The following is a 16802-nucleotide window of genomic DNA, read 5'->3' on the forward strand; positions in this document are numbered from 1 at the left end:
CGCCGTAGCACTGCCCGCTGCCTGCACGACGGCAGCCCTTCGCAGACAGCAGTCTGCCCGCCTGCCAACCCGAATCGCAGGTACTCCGTGCGCGAAGCTTCGTTCCCGACCGTGCCGAACGATCCGACTGCGTCCAGAACGCAGCATGCGGGTCGCACCATCCTCGCGCTGCTCCTTGGAATCGCCATGGTGACCACCATGCTGTTTCAGACGAGCTCCCCATCGAGCGCCGCGGTGGACCCGTGCGGCACAGGCGGGAACCCCGTCGCCTGCGAGAACACGAAGCCTGGCACGCCGGCGAGCGTGTGGGACATCGACGGGGCGGGCGACCCGAGCATCCAAGGGTTCGCCACCGACATCAGCGTCAACGCGGGACAGCGCATCGATTTCAAGGTCGACACCAACGCGAGCGCTTACTCGCTCGAGATCTATCGCACGGGCTGGTACCAGGGCAACGGCGCCCGACTCATCACGACCATCCAGCCTTCCGCGCGACTGCCGCAAAGCCAGCCGCAGTGCATCAGGGATGTCGCGACCGAGCTCTACGACTGCGGCAACTGGGCCGTCTCGGCATCCTGGCAAGTGCCCTCCACTGCGGTCTCGGGCGTCTACGTCGCCCGTCTCAAGCGAGCGGACACCGGCGGCGACAGCCACATCATCTTCGTCGTGCGCAACGATGCGCGATCATCCGACATCCTGTTCCAGACCTCTGACACCACCTGGCAGGCGTACAACAGCTATGGCGGCTCGAGCTTCTACAAGGGCGGCGCCAATGGGCGCGCGTACAAGCTGAGCTACAACCGGCCCTTCAACACCCGTGAGGGCGTCACCAAGCGCGACTTCTACTTTTCGAGCGAGTACGCGCAGGTGCGCTTCCTCGAGCGCAACGGATACGACGTCAGCTACGCGAGCGGCATCGACTCCGACCGCTTCGGCGCCAACCTTCGCAATCACAAGGTCTTCCTCTCGGTCGGCCACGACGAGTACTGGTCGGGCCGGCAGCGAGCGAACGTCGAGGCTGCTCGCGCCGCCGGGGTCAACATGCAGTTCCTCACGGGCAACGAGATGTACTGGCGCGTGCGGTGGGAGCCGGCGGCATCCGCTGACCGCACGCAGTACCGCACACTCGTGTCGTACAAGGAGACCTGGAACGACGCCAAGATCGACCCGAGTGCGGAGTGGACGGGAACGTGGCGCGACCCGAGGTTCGCGTCGCAGGCGAACGGCGGTGGTCTGCCCGAGAACGCCCTCACCGGCACCATGTACCTGATCAACCACAGCGATCTCGCGCTGACCGTCTCAGCCGCCGAAGGCAAGTACCGCATGTGGCGGCACACGCCGCTCGCGTCGATGAGCGGCACGCAGACAGCGACGCTCGCCGCGCACACGGTCGGATACGAGTCGAACGAGGTGGTCGAGAACGGCTACAGCCCGCCCGGGCTCATCCGCATGTCGACCACGACCGGCGCGGTGCCCGAGGTGCTGCGCGACTTCGGCAACACTGTCACTCCTGGCACGACGAAGCACCACACGACGCTCTACCGAGCCTCGAGCGGAGCACTGGTGTTCTCCGCCGGCAGCGTGCAATGGGCGTGGGGGCTCGATCAGACGCACGACGGCGAGGGCGCTCCGGCCGACCCGCGGATGCAGCAGGCGCAGGTGAACCTGCTGGCCGATATGGGCGCTCAGCCGGCGACCCTGATGAGCGGCCTCACGCAAGCCCAGCAGACGACCGACCGCACGCCGCCCACCGTGACGGTGAGCTCTCCCGTCAGCGGAGCGACCGTCGCGAACGGAACGCTCGTCACCGTCACCGGAACCGCAGCCGACTCGGGCGGAATCGTCGCCGGCGTCGAAGTCTCGACCGATGGCGGCACCACGTGGCGGGCGGCGATAGGCACCACCCAGTGGAGCTATAGCTACGTGCAGAGCGGCATGGGCGCCCAGAGCATCCGGGTGCGAGCGATCGACGACAGCGCCAACTACGCGTCCACGCCCGCGACGGTGCCGCTGCAGGTGACGGGGCCGTACAGCGTCTTCGGCGCCACCCAGCCCGCCACCGTCGACTCCGGCGACACCTCCGCAGTCGAGCTCGGGCTGCGCTTCACCACCCAGGTCGACGGGTTCATCTCGGGAGTTCGGTTCCACAAATCGGCCGCCAACCTCGGCACCCATGTTGGATCGCTCTGGGATGCCGCAGGCAACCGCCTCGCGACGGTCACCTTCTCGAATGAGACCGCCGCCGGCTGGCAGAGCGCCTTCTTCTCGACCCCGGTCGCCGTCGCCAAGGACACCACCTACGTGGTGTCGTACACGGCACCGCGGGGTCGCTACTCGATCGAGACCTACTACTGGCCGTACTCCGCGAAGGCCGCGCCGCCCTTCACGATCGCCTCGGGCTACGGTGCGCAGCCCGCCGGTGTCTACGGCAATGCGGGGACCTTCCCGAACCTGAGCTACCGCTTGGGCAACTACTTCGTCGACGCGATCTTCGACACCGCGGCGAACGTGCCGCTTGCCGCGGTCGGTCAGTGGCCGACTCCAGGCGCGACGGATGTGCCCGTCTCAACGCCAATCACCGCGCGCTTCTCCGCGGATGTCGTCGCCTCTTCCGTCGGCGCAACGGTGACCGACCAGTTGGGAGCCGCAGTGCAGGGCGCTGTCACCTACGACGCCGCCACTCGCACCGTGCGCTTCACACCGAGCGCCGCGCTGAAGGCCGGCACCACCTATACCGTCGTGCTCCGCGCAACCGGCACGAACGGCAGCGCCTTGGCGACGGGCGCCTCCTGGTCGTTCACGACGGTGACCGATGGAGGCGAGGCCGCGTGCCCGTGCACACTGTTCCCGCCGACAGCAACCCCCGCGATCCTCGAGGTCGCTGACAACGGCCCGGTCACCCTCGGGGTGAAGTTCACCCCGCTCACCGACGGCGCGATCGCCGGCATCCGCTTCTACAAGGGCGCAGGCAACACCGGCACCCACGTCGGCTCGCTGTGGAGCAGCGACGGCCGTGAGCTGGGCTCGGCCACCTTCGTGAACGAGTCGGCCTCGGGCTGGCAGACCGTCTACTTCGGCACGCCGATCACTGTGCAGGCCGGAACCGAGTACATCGCCGCATATCGCACCACGGTCGGTGCGTACTCGGCCACGCTCGGTGCGTTCGCCGACGGCGGCTTCACTCGCGGACCCCTGCGCGTGGGCGCCTCGGCGGGTGCGTTCACCTACAGTTCGGGCTTCCCATCGTCGAGCTCCACCACGAACTACTTCGTCGACGTCGTGTACGTGAACAACACCACGAGCCCGCTCCCCGTGTCGGTCACGAGCAGCACCCCCGCAGCCGGACAGACCGATGTGGCGCCCTCGACGGCGGTGTCAGCGCGGCTCTCGGCAGACCCGGCCAGCACGCCGACCATCACGTTGACCGGCCCCGCCGGCCCGGTGGCCGGAACCACCAGGTGGGATGCCGCGAACCGCACGATCGGCTTCACCCCGACGGCGGCGCTCGAGTGGTCGACGCGCTACCAGGCGACCGTCTCCATCGGCGGCTCGACGCCGACCGGCGGCACGTGGTCGTTCACGACGGCTGCTCCGCCCGCCTGGAACGGACAGTTCAGCCTGCTCGGCGACGCGACGCCGGTGACATCGGCAGTGACCGATGACACGGCAGCGGTAGAGCTCGGCATGGCCTTCTCGGTGACGCAGGCCGGCATGGTGACCGGCATCCGCTTCTACAAGGGCAGTGGCAACGGCGGCACGCACGTCGGGTCGCTGTGGGCGGCGGACGGTACGCGTCTTGCGCAGGTCACCTTCGCGAACGAGACGGCGAGCGGCTGGCAGACCGCCATGCTCTCGCAGCCCGTCACGCTCTCGCCCGGTCAGCGGTACGTCGTGTCGTACTACGCCCCGCAGGGCCGCTATGCCGTGACGTCCGACTACTTCTCTACGCAGCGGTCGAATGGGCCGATCATCGCCGACACTGTCGTGAACGGACGATTCCGCTACGGCGCTGGCGGCGGGTTCCCCGAGAACGTGTGGAAGGCGTCGAACTACTTCGTCGACATCGTCTTCGCGACCGGCACGACGGCACCGCCGCCAGAGACACCGATCTCGGTCTCGAGCACCACCCCCGCTCGGGACGCGACCGGAGTGTCACCGTCGGCGTCTGTCTCCGCCACGCTCAGCGCCGTCAGTGCATCGGGAACCCCCACGCTCGCGGTGACCGACCCCAACGGAAGCGCCGTCGCCGGCACGTCGACCTGGAACGCCACGACCCGTACCGTCAGCTTCACTCCGGCGGCACCGCTCGCCTGGGCGACCCGCTACACGGCGAGGGTGGCGATCGCCGGCGCCGAAGTGAGTGGTGGCAACTGGTCGTTCACCACCGCGACAGCGCCGCAGCCGAGCGGCACGTTCACGCTGCACGGCAACACGACGCCGCAGACCCTCAGCGTCAACGAGCCCGCGTCGGTCGAACTCGGCATGGTGTTCTCGGTGTCGCAGCCGGGCTCTGTCACCGGCATCCGGTTCTACAAGGGGTCGCTGAACACCGGAACGCACACTGGAACGCTGTGGAACTCCGCCGGCACCGCGCTCGCTCGAGTGACCTTCACGAACGAGACAGCGACGGGCTGGCAGACCGCGAATCTCGCAACGCCGGTGGCGCTGACACCGGGTGAGCGGTACGTCGTCTCGTACTTCGCCCCCAACGGCGGCTACTCGTACACGACCGGGTACTTCAGCACCCAGCGCACGAGCGGCCCGATCACCGCCGAGACCTCGCAGAACGGCCGGTTCCGCTACGGCAGTTCGAGCGGCTTCCCGACGGGAAGCTGGAACGCCTCGGCGTACTTCGTCGACGTGGTGTTCGTGACCGGCGGGCAGACGCCGGCACCCGAACCGACCCCGGAGCCGACGCCGACCCCCGAACCCACACCGACGCCCGAGCCGACGCCCACCCCTGAACCGACGCCTGAGCCGACACCGGTGACGATGACGGCGACGAGCCCGACCTCGAACGCGACCGGCGTTGCGCCGACCGACGTCATCACCGCGACCCTGAGCGGAGTCGGAACCCGCGCGCCGTCACTCGCGCTGACCGGACCGGCAGGGGCCGTCGCGGGAGAGAGCGCGTGGGACTCGGCGAAGTCGACGCTCTCGTTCACCCCGACGAACCCGCTCGAGTGGCGCACGGTCTACCGGGCGACAGTGTCGATCGACGGCGCAGCGCTGAGCGGAGCCTCCTGGTCGTTCACCACCGCCGATCCGCCGCCGACCGTCGATGTCGTTTCACTGTTCCCGGCCGACAGCGTGCCTCAGCACCCGGCATGGGACGACACTGCATCGGTGCAAGTCGCCCTGAGATTCGTGGCACAGGCGCCCGGAGCGGTGACCGGCGTGCGCTTCTACAAGGGAGCCGCGAACACTGGTACCCACACCGGTTACCTCTGGAACACCAATGGCGGCCGACTGGCCGAGGTGCAGTTCGTCGATGAGACCGCCGAGGGCTGGCAGACCGCCATGTTCAGCTCCCCAGTGATGTTGCAGGCCGGAACGGAGTACCGGATCGGCCTGCACAGTTCCACCGGCCGCTACGCGGTCACCCTGAACGGACTCAAGGACCCCGTGGTGAACGGTCCGCTCTCGAGTCCTGCCATGGGCGGCGCGTACGTGTATGGCACCGATTACCCGGGCGCGCCCACGCCCCACAACTTCTGGGTCGACGTGCTGTTCGATCCATCCGGCTGATTGCGTTGGCGCTCCTCGTCCACGAACACCCGAATTCTGGAGCAGGAAGACATGCCCGACAGAAGAACCATCGCCGTGATCGGCGCCGGCTACTGGGGCCCGAACCTCGCCCGCAACTTCAAGGCGAACCCCGATTGGGAACTGGCCGCCATCTGCGATCTCGACCGTGAACGCGCGCAGCGCGTCGCCGACGCGGTCGGGGGAGCGGCAGTCGTCACCAGCCTCGACGAGGTACTGGCGGATGCCGCGATCGACGCCGTCGCGATCGCCACTCCCGCGCGCACCCATCACGACGTCGTGTGCGCCGCGCTCGCCGCAGGCAAGCACGTGGTGGTCGAGAAGCCGCTCGCCGACTCGCGCGAACTCGGCGAGCGCATGGTGCGCGCGGCGGCCGAGCGCGGCCTGGTGCTGATGACCGACCACACCTACTGCTACACGCCGGCGGTGATGCGCATACGCCAACTCATCGAGGAGGGCGAACTCGGCGACATCCTGTTCGTCGACTCCGTTCGCATCAATCTCGGACTCATCCAACCCGACGTCGACGTGTTCTGGGACCTCGCGCCGCACGACCTCTCGGTGCTCGATTTCATCCTGCCCGGAGGGCTTCGACCGAAATCGGTTTCCGCTCAGGGCGCCGACCCGCTGGGTGCCGGCAAAGCGTGCATCGGATACCTGTCGCTTCCCTTCGGTAACGGATCGATCGCGCATGTTCACGTCAACTGGCTGAGCCCGACAAAGATTCGGCAGATGGTCATCGGCGGCACCAAGCGCACGCTGGTCTGGGATGACCTCAACCCGCAACAGCGCCTGAGCATCTACGACCGTGGGGTCGACATCGATCGCCAATCGGCCGCCACCGCCGAGCGGCGTGCGGCCACCGTGTCGTACCGGCTCGGCGACACCTGGTCGCCCGCGCTGCCCGAGCACGAGGCGCTCGCCGCGATGGCATCCGAGTTCGCCGCCGCGATCTCCGAAGGGCGTCCAGCGCGAACCGATGGGCACGCGGGAATGCGAGTGCTCAGCGTGCTGGATGCCGCAGCCATCAGTCTCCGTGCCGCCGGCGCCGCAGTGCCGGTCGACGCCGGTCATGCCTCACCATCGAATCGCTCACCCCTGGAGGTTGTCGCATGACCGAGATCCGCGGAGCCAGAGTGCTCGTCACCGGGGGTGCCGGCACGGTCGGCTCGACGCTCGTCGACCAGCTCGTCGACGCCGGTGCTGAGCACATCGACGTGCTCGACAACCTCGTTCGCGGCCGTCTCGCGAACCTCGAGCCGGCGTTCGAGAGCGGCCGGGTGCGGCTCATCGAGGGCGACCTGCGAGATCGCGAACTCGTCGACGAACTGGTGCGAGGCAAGGATCTCGTGTTCCACCAGGCCGCCATTCGCATCACCCAGTGCGCCGAAGACCCGCGGCTCGCTCTCGAGGTGCTCGTCGACGGCACGTTCAACGTCATCGAATCAGCGGCCCGGCACCGGGTCGGCAAGCTCATCGCCGCTTCGAGCGCCTCGGTCTACGGAATGGCAGAGCAGTTCCCCACCCCCGAGAGTCACCATCACAACGCCAACGACACCTTCTACGGCGCGGCGAAGTCGTTCAACGAGGGCATGATCCGCTCGTTCCGTGCGATGACCGGGCTGGATGCCGTCGTGCTCCGCTATTTCAACGTCTACGGCCCTCGCATGGACGTGCACGGCGCGTACACCGAGGTGCTGGTGCGCTGGATGGAACGCATCGCAGATGGGGAGCCGCCGCTCATCTTCGGCGACGGTCGACAGACGATGGACTTCGTCTTCACACGCGATATCGCCCGGGCGAATCTGATGGCCGCCACCAGCGCTGTGACCGACGGCGTCTACAACATCGCGAGCGGCACCGAGACGAGCCTGCTCGAGCTCGCGCAGGCGCTGCTGCGGGTGATGGGCTCCGATCTCGACGTCGAGCACGGGCCCGAGCGGGCGGTGAACGGCGTCGTGCGAAGGCTCGCCGATACTTCCGCCGCACGACGCGACCTCGGCTTCGAGGCGCAGGTGGGTCTGGAGCAGGGCCTCCGTGAGCTCGTCGAGTGGTGGGCTCCGCTGCGAGATGAGATCGCTGCGGGCCGGAAGGTGAGTGCGTGATGTCGCGCATCAACGTGATGAAGCCGTGGATGGGGCCCGAGGAGGTGGCTGCGGTCACGGAGGTGATCGAGAGCGGCTGGGTCGCGCAGGGCCCGCGCGTCGCCGAATTCGAGCAGGAGTTCGCGGCCGCGATGCAGGCTGAGCACGCCGTGGCCACCTCGAACTGCACGACAGCGCTGCACCTGGCGCTCATCGTCGCCGGCGTCGAGCCGGGCGACGAGGTCGTGGTGCCGTCGTTCTCGTTCATCGCGACGACGAACGCCCCCACCTATGTGGGCGCACAGCCGGTGTTCGCTGACGTCGACGCGCTCACGGGAAACCTCACGGCAGCGACGATCGAACCCCGGCTCACCGACAGAACGCGCGCGGTGATCGTTGCGGATCAGGGCGGGGTGCCCGCCGATCTGGAGTCGATCCGGTCGCTCTGCGACCGGCGGGGCATCGTGGTGATCGAGGATGCCGCATGCGGTGCCGGATCTCAGTACCTGGGCCGCCCGGTCGGTGCCGGTGCAGAGCTGGCGGCATGGTCGTTCCACCCGCGCAAGCTGCTCACCACGGGGGAGGGCGGCATGCTCACGACCTCTCGCGCCGACTGGGCGGAGCGGGCCCGACGGTTGCGCGAGCACGCCATGAGCGTCTCGGCCGCAGAGCGCCACGCATCAGTGCTGCCGCCCGCCGAGCAGTACGACGAGATCGGGTTCAACTTCCGCATGACCGACCTGCAGGCGGCGCTTGGGCTCGTGCAGCTGCAGAAGCTGCCCGCGATCGTGGCCCGTCGGCGAGAGCTGGCGGCGCAGTACGCCGAGCGGCTTACGGGCGTCCCCGGCATCCGTCTGGTTACCGATCCGATCTTCGGGACGAGCAACTTCCAGTCGCTCTGGGCAGAGATCGGCGACGACTACCCGCTCGACCGCGAGGGGCTGCTCGAGCACCTCGCGGCTGCCGGAGTGTCTGCGCGTCGCGGGATCATGGCGGCGCACCGGCAGCCGGCGTATGCGGGAGGAGCGTCGCAGCGGGCGCCGTTGCCCGTCACCGAGCGCCTGACCGACCGCACCGTCATCCTGCCCGTGTATCACCAGATGACCGAAGCCGAGCTGGCGACCGTGATCGAGGCGATCCTCGCACCGGTAGGAGCGCTCGCGCATGGCTGAGCTGCTGCTGGTCGCGGCGAGCGGTCTCGCGCGAGAGGCTCTCGCGTCGATCCGCAGAACGGGGGAGCACGACGTGATCGGCTACCTCGACGACGACCCGGCGAAAGCCGGGCTGAAGCTCGACGGCCTGCCGGTGCTCGGTCCGCTCGAGGTGGCCCGGGAGTATCCGGATGCGCGTCTGCTGCTGTGCGCCGGCAAGGGCAGGGCGCGCAGTTCCCTCGATGATCGGCTGATCGCGCAGGGCCGCACCGAGGACGACTACGTGACCGTGATCGACCGGGGCGCCTCCGTCGCGGCCGGATGCGACATCCGCCCGGGCAGCATTCTGCTCGCCGGTGTGGTGCTGACCACCAATGTCTCAGTCGGCAGGCATGTCGTCGCCATGCCGAACGCCGTGCTGACGCATGACGTGCTCATCGAGTCGTACGCGACGCTCTGCGCGGGCGTGGTGCTCGGCGGCAACGTGTGGATCGGCGAGGGCGCGTACCTCGGGATGAACTGCGGGGTTCGCGAGAACGTGCGGGTCGGCAAGCACTCGGTGCTCGGCATGGGCGCGGTGCTCACCCGCGACCTGCCGCCGGGGGAGATCTGGGCCGGAGTGCCGGCGCGGCCACTCGAGGTGCCCGTGGCGGTCACACCGTGACTGACCGGGGCCGGGTGGCGAGCGACAGCGTCATGAGTCGGGGGACACGATGAGGATTCGGATGCCGCGGCCCGCTGCCGCGCCCGGGGAGATCACGGTCGTGATCCCCTGCTACAACTACGGCCACTACCTGCCCCACGCGGTCGAGAGCGTGCTCTCGCAGCACGACGTCGACGCCCGAGTCATCATCGTCGACGACGCCTCACCGGATGGTTCGGCGACCGTCGCGCAGGCGCTCGCCGATCGGTATCCGGAGCGAGTGCGCGCGCTGCTGCACACGCGGAACCTCGGACACATCGCCACCTACAACGATGGCCTCGCACTGGTCGACACCGAGTTCGTGACCCTGGTCTCGGCCGATGACGTGATCGCCGACGGGGCGCTCGGGCGTGCGACGAGGCTGATGCAGGCCCACCCACAAGTGGGGTTGGTCTACGGCCACGCGGCTTCCTTCGAAGATGACGGCGACCGAAGCCACGCCGACGAGTTCTCCCCGCCGCACCGGCCGCTCCCCGAGACCTGGTCGATCTGGCACGGCCACGAGTGGATCGAGTGGTCGGTGCGTCGGGGACGCAACTTCATCCTCTCGCCCGAGGCTGTGCTGCGCACCGACGCGATGCACCACGCCGGGGGATACGACCCGGCTCTGCCTCATTCCGGCGATCTGCACTACTGGCTCAGGGTGGCGGCGCACTGGGATGTCGGCAGGGTCAACGGGAGCCCCCAGGCCTGGTACCGGGTGCACGGCGGCAATATGCACCTCACCACGTTCGCCACCATGGCGGTCGATCTGCGGCACAGGCTGGCCGCGTTCAACGCGTTGACCGACCCGGACCTCGACCTCGAAGACGCCGACGAGCTGCTGGAGCGGGCCAGGCGGGCGCTCGCACGCGAGGCGCTGCTGATCGCGGCCCGCAGTCTCGACGCCGGGGATCCGGCTGAGGCGGTGGCGCCGCTCCGGCAGGTCGCTGCTGAGATCTCCGCTGCGTCGGCACAATCTCGGCGTGCCCGACTGCTCGGCCGGCGCATCGCCCGGCAATCGCGCGGGATGCCGCCTGCCACCGCTCAGCGCGCCCTCGAGCACGGGCGCCGTCAGCTCGATCGCGTGCGCTGGCGCATCTGGGAGACGGCAGGCATCTCGTGACGGGCGTACGTGACGGGCGTGGTGATCAGGCGACGCTGGCCGCCCGCATCCGCCGTGGCTCGTTCTGGGGCGGGGTCAACATCGCGCTCTCGCGCACGTTGCAGTTCGTCACCACCCTCATCGTCGCGCGCATCATCGCGCCCGACGAGTTCGGCGCACTCGCGGTCGCCCTCGTCGCTCAGACGATCGCATTGAACATCACCGAGCTCGGCACGACGGCTGCGATCGCGCGCGGCGATCGAGACCCCGACCGCATCGCGCCCACGGTGTTCACGATCTCGCTGGTCACCGGTGCGGTGCTGACGACCGCCATGGTGCTCGTCGCCCCCTGGCTCTCGGCCGCCCTCGGCGATCCATCTGCGACGCCGGTGGTTCAGGTCATGGCGATCAGCGTGATGCTCGCGAGCTTCGCCTCAGTGCCGACCGCGCTCGTGTGGCGCGACTTCCTGCAGCGCCAGCGCGTCATCGTCGATCTGACGGCGATCCTCGTGACCCTCGCGCTCGTCGTCCCGCTCGCACTCGCGGGCTGGGGCGCCATGGCGCTTGCCTGGTCGCGTGTGGCGGGGCAGCTCGTCTCGACCATCGGCTACTGGATCGTCACGCCGCGCCGCTACCTGCCGGGCTGGAACCGTGCCGAGCTGTCGTTCCTCATGCGGCTCGGGATGCCGCTCGCGCTCTCGAACCTCGTCGCGTTCGTCATGCTCAACGTCGACTACATCGTGGTCGGCCGGATGCTGGGCCCCGAGCAGTTGGGCCTCTATCTCCTCGCGTTCAACCTCGCAGCCCTCCCCAGCACCGTCATCACGACCCTGATCCGAACCGTCGCCGTTCCCGCGTTCGGCCGGTTGCACGCTGCGGGAACGCTCGGCGAGCTCGTACCCCAGTTCATCCGAGGCGTCGCGTGGATCACCTTCCCGATCTGCGCACTGGTGGCGGCGCTGGGCGCCCCGCTCATGCACGCTCTCTACGGCGAGCGGTGGCTGCCCGGAGCGGTGGCGCTGCTGGGGCTCGGCGTGTTCGCGGCATCCCGCATCCTCTCCGAGCTGTTCGCCGACCTCGCCGTCGGCGCAGGCCAGACGCGCGGACTCCTCTGGGTGCAAGTGCTGTGGATCATCGCGCTGGTGCCCGCGATGATCGCCGGCGTCGCCGGCTGGGGCATCGCCGGAGCCGGCTACGCGCACGCGGCGGTCTGCTGGTTCGTCGTCGTGCCCGCATACCTATGGCTGCTCTCTCGCATCGCCGATGTGCCGGTGAGTGCTCAACTGCGGGCGTTCTCGCCGCTGCTGCTCGCGGCGCTCGCGGCGGGCGCAGTGGCGGCGTGGGCCGGCTCGTTGATCGACTCGCCCTGGGCAGCCCTCATCGTCGCGGGCTGCTCAGGGCTCGCGGTGTATCTGCTGCTCACCGCGCAAGTCGGCAGATCGGTGGTCCGCTCGATCAAGGAGGCCCGGTGATCCGGTCGCGCTTCAGGCAGTTGCGTCGCGTGCTGCAGGCTGATGGTGTGGCCGGCGTGCGCCGAAGACTGGTGCGGGTCGCGCATCGGATGCTGGGCGAAGCGGGGGAGCCGTTTCCGCTGCATCCCGACGATGTCGCCGACGCGGCGCAATTGGTGCCCGCAGCGCCCCCTGTCGTGACCGGTCGGCCCCTGCGCATCGCTTGGATCACCACGCCGCCCGGGGCAGGGTCGGGCGGGCACACCACCATGCTGCGCATGGTCGAGGGGCTCGAGCAGGCCGGGCACTCGACGGCGCTGGTGCTGTACGACGTGTTCCGCGGTGACCGGGTGGCGCACGAAGCGGTGATCCGGCAGCACTGGCCGCGCGTGCGCGCCGAGGTGCGAGACGCGGCCGAGGGATTCGGTGTCGCGGATGTCTGGATCGCGACGTCGTGGCAGACAGCGCATGTGCTCGCCAGCCGGCCGCACCTGACCGGTCACCGCATGTATTTCGTGCAGGACTATGAGCCCTGGTTCTATCCGCACGGCGCGCTGTATGCGCTCGCAGAGGAGACGTATCGGTTCGGGTTCACCGGCATCACGGCCGGAGCGTGGCTCGCAGGGCTGCTCAGTGATCGGTTCGGCATGCATTGCTCCCACTTCGAGTTCGGCGCCGACACCGATGTGTACAGCGTGCGCAACCTCGATGATCGCGACGGGGTGGTCTTCTACAGCAAGCCGGGTGTCGCGAGGCGCGGCCACGAGCTCGGCGTGCTCGCTCTGCAGCGGTTCGCCAGCATGCACCCTGAAGCGCGCATCCACTTCTTCGGCGACTCGCCCGGCGACCTTCCCTTCGACGCAGTCGATCATGGGCGCATCACTCCGCGCGAGCTCGACGAGCTGTACAACCGCTGCCGTGTGGGGCTCAGCCTGTCGTTCTCCAACGTGTCGCTGATCCCCTGGGAACTGCTTGCCAGCGGCGTGAGGCCAGTGGTCAACGACGCGGATCACAACCGGATCGTGCTGCGGAACGAGCACGTCGCCTGGGCGCAGCCGACACCCGGCGCGCTAGCGCGAGCGCTCGACAGCGCCTGGCGTTCGTGGCGGGCCCCGACCACGCCGCAATCGCTTTCCGAATCGGTCGCCGAGCAGACCTGGCGCGATCCGTCCCGAGCCGTGACCGAATTCATCGAACGGAGCATCTTCGCATGAGCCTTGTGAGTGAGCGCGCGGCCGTCGCCGCCGACATCCCATTCGTTGATCTCACTGCCCAGCAGGCCGAGATCATGCCCGAGATCGAGCCGCTCGTGCTCGAACTGCTGCGTTCCGGGGCGTTCATCGGCGGCGCGGCGGTCATGGAGTTCGAGCGTGCGTATGCGGCATCCGTGGGGGTGAAGCATTGCGTGGGCGTCGCGAACGGAACCGATGCGCTGCAACTGGCACTTCGAGCGTCTGGGATCGGCCCCGGCGACGAGGTGATCGTGCCGGCCAACACGTTCATCGCCACCGCAGAGGCCGTGAGTCTCACCGGCGCGATGCCGGTGCTGGTGGATGTCGACCCGGTGCATCTGCTCATCGATCCGGATGCCGTCGCCGCCGCCGTGACCGCGCGAACCCGAGCGATCATTCCCGTGCACCTCTACGGCCAGGTCGCCGCGGTCGAAGCGCTGGAGCCGATCGCGGAGTGCGCGGGCGCGCTGATCATCGAGGACGCGGCGCAGGCACAGGGGGCCACCAGGCACGGGCGTGGCGCCGGATCGCTGGGGGCGATCGCGGGAACGAGCTTCTACCCGGGGAAGAACCTCGGTGCGGCGGGCGACGCGGGAGCGGTGACCACCGACGATGAGGAACTCGCCGATCGGGTGCGGCTGATCGGCGGGCACGGGTCGCGCGCGAAGTACGAGCATGAGACGGTTGGCACCAACTCGCGGCTCGATGCTCTGCAGGCGGTCGTGCTGAAGGCGAAGCTCGAGCGACTCTCCGGATGGAACGAGGCTCGGCGCGCGGCGGCGGTGAGGTATGGCGAGTTACTGGCGGGCACCGCGGTGGGAGTTCCCGAGTCGATGCCCGGCAATGTCGACGTGTGGCACCTGTACGTCGTGCGCGTGCAGAACCGCGCGAAGGCCATCGAGGCGCTCGCGGGCGCCGGCATTGGAACCGGCATCCACTATCCGACGCCGGTGCACCTCACCGAGGCGTACCGCTCCCTGGGGCATGAACGCGGAGCGTTTCCAGTCGCGGAGCGCGCCGCGGAAGAGATCCTCTCTCTGCCGATGTTCCCGCATCTCACCGCGGCGCAGCAGGAGCGCGTGGCGGAGGTGCTGCTCGGGGCGGTGGGGTGAGCAAGGTCGATTGAGGGCTTCAGCAAGGCCCTTCGACGCGGATACTTGCCCCGCGCCAACGAGACTGTCGCGCTTCCGCGTGGGATGACGGCAACTCAGTTCCAATCGTGAACCTAGCTCAAATGGCCGCGGTTGCCCTAGGGTGACGCTCATGCTGGGGGAGATCAATGAAGCTCTCGGGTACGTCACGGACTGGACGCCGTTCGTTCTGCTCGGCGTGCTCGGGCTCTTCGCCTGCATCGGCGCGGTGACGTCGCTTCGCTGGCTGATCCGGCTGGAGTACCAGGCGGCGAACCGTCGAGTCGCTCGACAGCGCGCCGAGTATCAGCGGCGCAGGCCGCCCGGGAACGCTCCGGGGCTCGTCCACAGGACGAAGCCCGACCAACCTCCGCAGCAGCCAGTGGTGCCGCTGAGGAATGGTCCGGGACCTCGCGACTGGTCGCCGTTGCAGCACTGACTCTTGGGGACGTTGTCTCACGCCTTCTTATGTTGCCCGCACGCACCGTCTCCTCCACAGGGTCTGATTTCTCCACAGGAAAGCGGCCGCTGATCTGGGTTTTTCGTGGATCTTGAATGTCGGTGGCTGGTGACAGCATCGGGGCATGGTTCACCGATGGGGCGAGGGCGACGCGGCTTCTGGCGCCGCCGCTGCGGCAGGCGCGGTCCAGGCTGCGCTGCTGCCTGCGGGGTTGGTGGCGTTCGTTGAGGCGCAGCACGCTCGGATCGAGAGCGCGGATGACGCTGGGCTGATCGAGCTGCTCGACATCGCGGAGCGGGCCGGCCGGCTTCTTGACTCGCTTCGGGTCTCGGTCGCTGGTGAGATTGGTCGACGCTCTCGCACGAGCCTTGGCGGGGAGTCGATGGCGAGGCGTCACGGTTGTCGCACCGCGGTCGAGTTGGTGCAGCGCGTCACCGGCGTCAGCGCGGTGACCGCGCAGCGCCGCCTGCGGCTGGGGGAGCGGCTCGCGCCAGAGACGACGCTCACCGGCGAGACGGTGCCGCCGGCGTTTCCGACCGTCGGGGCGGCGCTGCGGGAGGGTCGGATCGGTGTTGATGCGGCGACGGCGATCGTGACCACGTTCGGGCCGTTGCTGGATCGTGTGACACCGGTGGAGGATCGTGACCTAGTGCCCGCGGGCAGTGTGCTCGAGGTTGACTTCGTCGCGGCGGAGGCGGCGGTCACCGGCTCGGCGGGCGAGTTCCATGCCGATGAGGTGCGGGTGCAGGCGCAGGTGTGGCGGGCCGCGATCGACCCCGACGGTGCGCTCATCTCGGATGAGCAGGCGATGGCGCGCCGGTTCTTGCGGCTGGGTCGGGCCAGAGGCGGGTTGATCCCGATCACCGGGATGCTGATGCCCGAGGTCGCCGCGTCCCTGCAACGCCAGTTGGATGCGCACCTGTCACCGCGACGCCAAGTCGCGTTCGAAGCGTCCGAAGACCAGTCAGTGCCAAGCCCAGTCGCAAGACCTGCAGGTCTGGATGCCCAGGCCGTTGTGCACGCCACAGCGGGGGTGACGGTCGCGTCCGATCTTGGTGGCACCCCGGTCTACGGTGGCCCGAACGATCTCGTGAAGCCGGATCCGCGGTCCTTCGATCAGCGCCGGCATGATGTGCTGGCCAGCATTCTCGATACCGCCGCCCGCGCCGCCGACGCGCCGACCATCGGTGGGGCACCGCCGACGGTGATCGTCGCCGTCCAGCACCGCGACCTCGACCGGGGCAGCGGGGCGGCGATGGTTGATGGCGTCAGCGAGCCGGTGAGCATGGTCAAGGCCCGCGCCTACGCCTGCAACGGCGGCATCCAACAGGCGATCGTGAACGCGCACGGCGGGATCGTGTCCCTCAGCACCCCGCAACGCGTGTTCACCCCGCAGCAACGAAGGGCGATCACTCTCCGAGACGGCGGGTGTGTGATCCCCGGCTGCAGCATCACCGCTGCGTGGTGCGAGCTCCACCACGTCACGCCCGCCAGCCACGGCGGGCCGACCAGTGTGGAGAACGGGGTGAGCCTTTGCTACTTCCACCACCGCACCATCGACACCAGCGGCTGGCAGATCAGCATGCGCCACGGCACCCCATGGGTGAAACCCCCGCCATGGCTCGACCCGACCGGCACCTGGCGACCCAGCACCAAATCCCGCATCCGCATCGCAATGCGAACATGAGAGGAGACGAGCGCGCCCTTGCGAACACGACTGATGACCCGTATTCCCAGGCCT

11 protein-coding genes are annotated in these 16802 nt (G+C 68.7%); all 11 read left to right on the forward strand.

Features of this window, described 5'->3' with window-relative positions; translation table 11 throughout:
* Positions 1 to 87: 87 nt before the first annotated feature.
* A complete protein-coding gene (locus QF206_RS01245) occupies positions 88 to 5748 on the forward strand; it encodes a DUF4082 domain-containing protein (RefSeq protein WP_281487382.1) in 5661 nt (1886 codons plus the stop codon).
* A gap of 51 nt (positions 5749 to 5799) precedes the next feature.
* Positions 5800 to 6882 carry a Gfo/Idh/MocA family protein gene (locus QF206_RS01250; RefSeq protein ID WP_281487383.1) on the forward strand — a complete coding sequence of 361 codons (1083 nt, stop codon included), beginning with the start codon at positions 5800 to 5802 and terminating at the stop codon, positions 6880 to 6882.
* A complete protein-coding gene (locus QF206_RS01255; protein WP_281487384.1) occupies positions 6879 to 7871 on the forward strand; it encodes an NAD-dependent epimerase/dehydratase family protein in 993 nt (330 codons plus the stop codon). Before QF206_RS01250 ends, QF206_RS01255 begins: the two co-directional genes overlap by 4 nt.
* Positions 7871 to 9022 (forward strand): DegT/DnrJ/EryC1/StrS family aminotransferase, encoded by a 1152-nt coding sequence (locus QF206_RS01260; RefSeq protein WP_281487385.1) that lies wholly within the window; start codon positions 7871 to 7873, stop codon positions 9020 to 9022. The genes QF206_RS01255 and QF206_RS01260 overlap by 1 nt, the downstream gene beginning before the upstream one ends.
* Positions 9015 to 9665, forward strand: coding sequence for a NeuD/PglB/VioB family sugar acetyltransferase (locus tag QF206_RS01265; protein ID WP_281487386.1), 651 nt, complete (start codon positions 9015 to 9017; stop codon positions 9663 to 9665). The genes QF206_RS01260 and QF206_RS01265 overlap by 8 nt, the downstream gene beginning before the upstream one ends.
* 61 nt (positions 9666 to 9726) lie before the next feature.
* On the forward strand, positions 9727 to 10809 hold the full coding sequence (locus QF206_RS01270; RefSeq protein WP_281487387.1) for a glycosyltransferase family 2 protein: 1083 nt from the start codon (positions 9727 to 9729) through the stop codon (positions 10807 to 10809).
* Positions 10806 to 12260: a lipopolysaccharide biosynthesis protein gene (locus QF206_RS01275; RefSeq protein WP_281487388.1), complete on the forward strand. Its 1455-nt coding sequence runs from the start codon at positions 10806 to 10808 to the stop codon at positions 12258 to 12260. The genes QF206_RS01270 and QF206_RS01275 overlap by 4 nt, the downstream gene beginning before the upstream one ends.
* On the forward strand, positions 12257 to 13453 hold the full coding sequence (locus tag QF206_RS01280) for a rhamnosyltransferase WsaF family glycosyltransferase (protein WP_281487389.1): 1197 nt from the start codon (positions 12257 to 12259) through the stop codon (positions 13451 to 13453). The genes QF206_RS01275 and QF206_RS01280 overlap by 4 nt, the downstream gene beginning before the upstream one ends.
* Positions 13450 to 14583: a DegT/DnrJ/EryC1/StrS family aminotransferase gene (locus QF206_RS01285; RefSeq protein WP_281487390.1), complete on the forward strand. Its 1134-nt coding sequence runs from the start codon at positions 13450 to 13452 to the stop codon at positions 14581 to 14583. Before QF206_RS01280 ends, QF206_RS01285 begins: the two co-directional genes overlap by 4 nt.
* 151 nt (positions 14584 to 14734) lie before the next feature.
* Positions 14735 to 15040 (forward strand): hypothetical protein, encoded by a 306-nt coding sequence (locus QF206_RS01290; protein WP_281487391.1) that lies wholly within the window; start codon positions 14735 to 14737, stop codon positions 15038 to 15040.
* A gap of 145 nt (positions 15041 to 15185) precedes the next feature.
* Positions 15186 to 16748 (forward strand): HNH endonuclease signature motif containing protein, encoded by a 1563-nt coding sequence (locus QF206_RS01295; RefSeq protein ID WP_281487392.1) that lies wholly within the window; start codon positions 15186 to 15188, stop codon positions 16746 to 16748.
* The last annotated feature ends 54 nt before the right edge of the window (positions 16749 to 16802 follow it).

This window comes from Ruicaihuangia caeni, assembly GCF_029952955.1.
GTDB lineage: Bacteria > Actinomycetota > Actinomycetes > Actinomycetales > Microbacteriaceae > Ruicaihuangia > Ruicaihuangia caeni.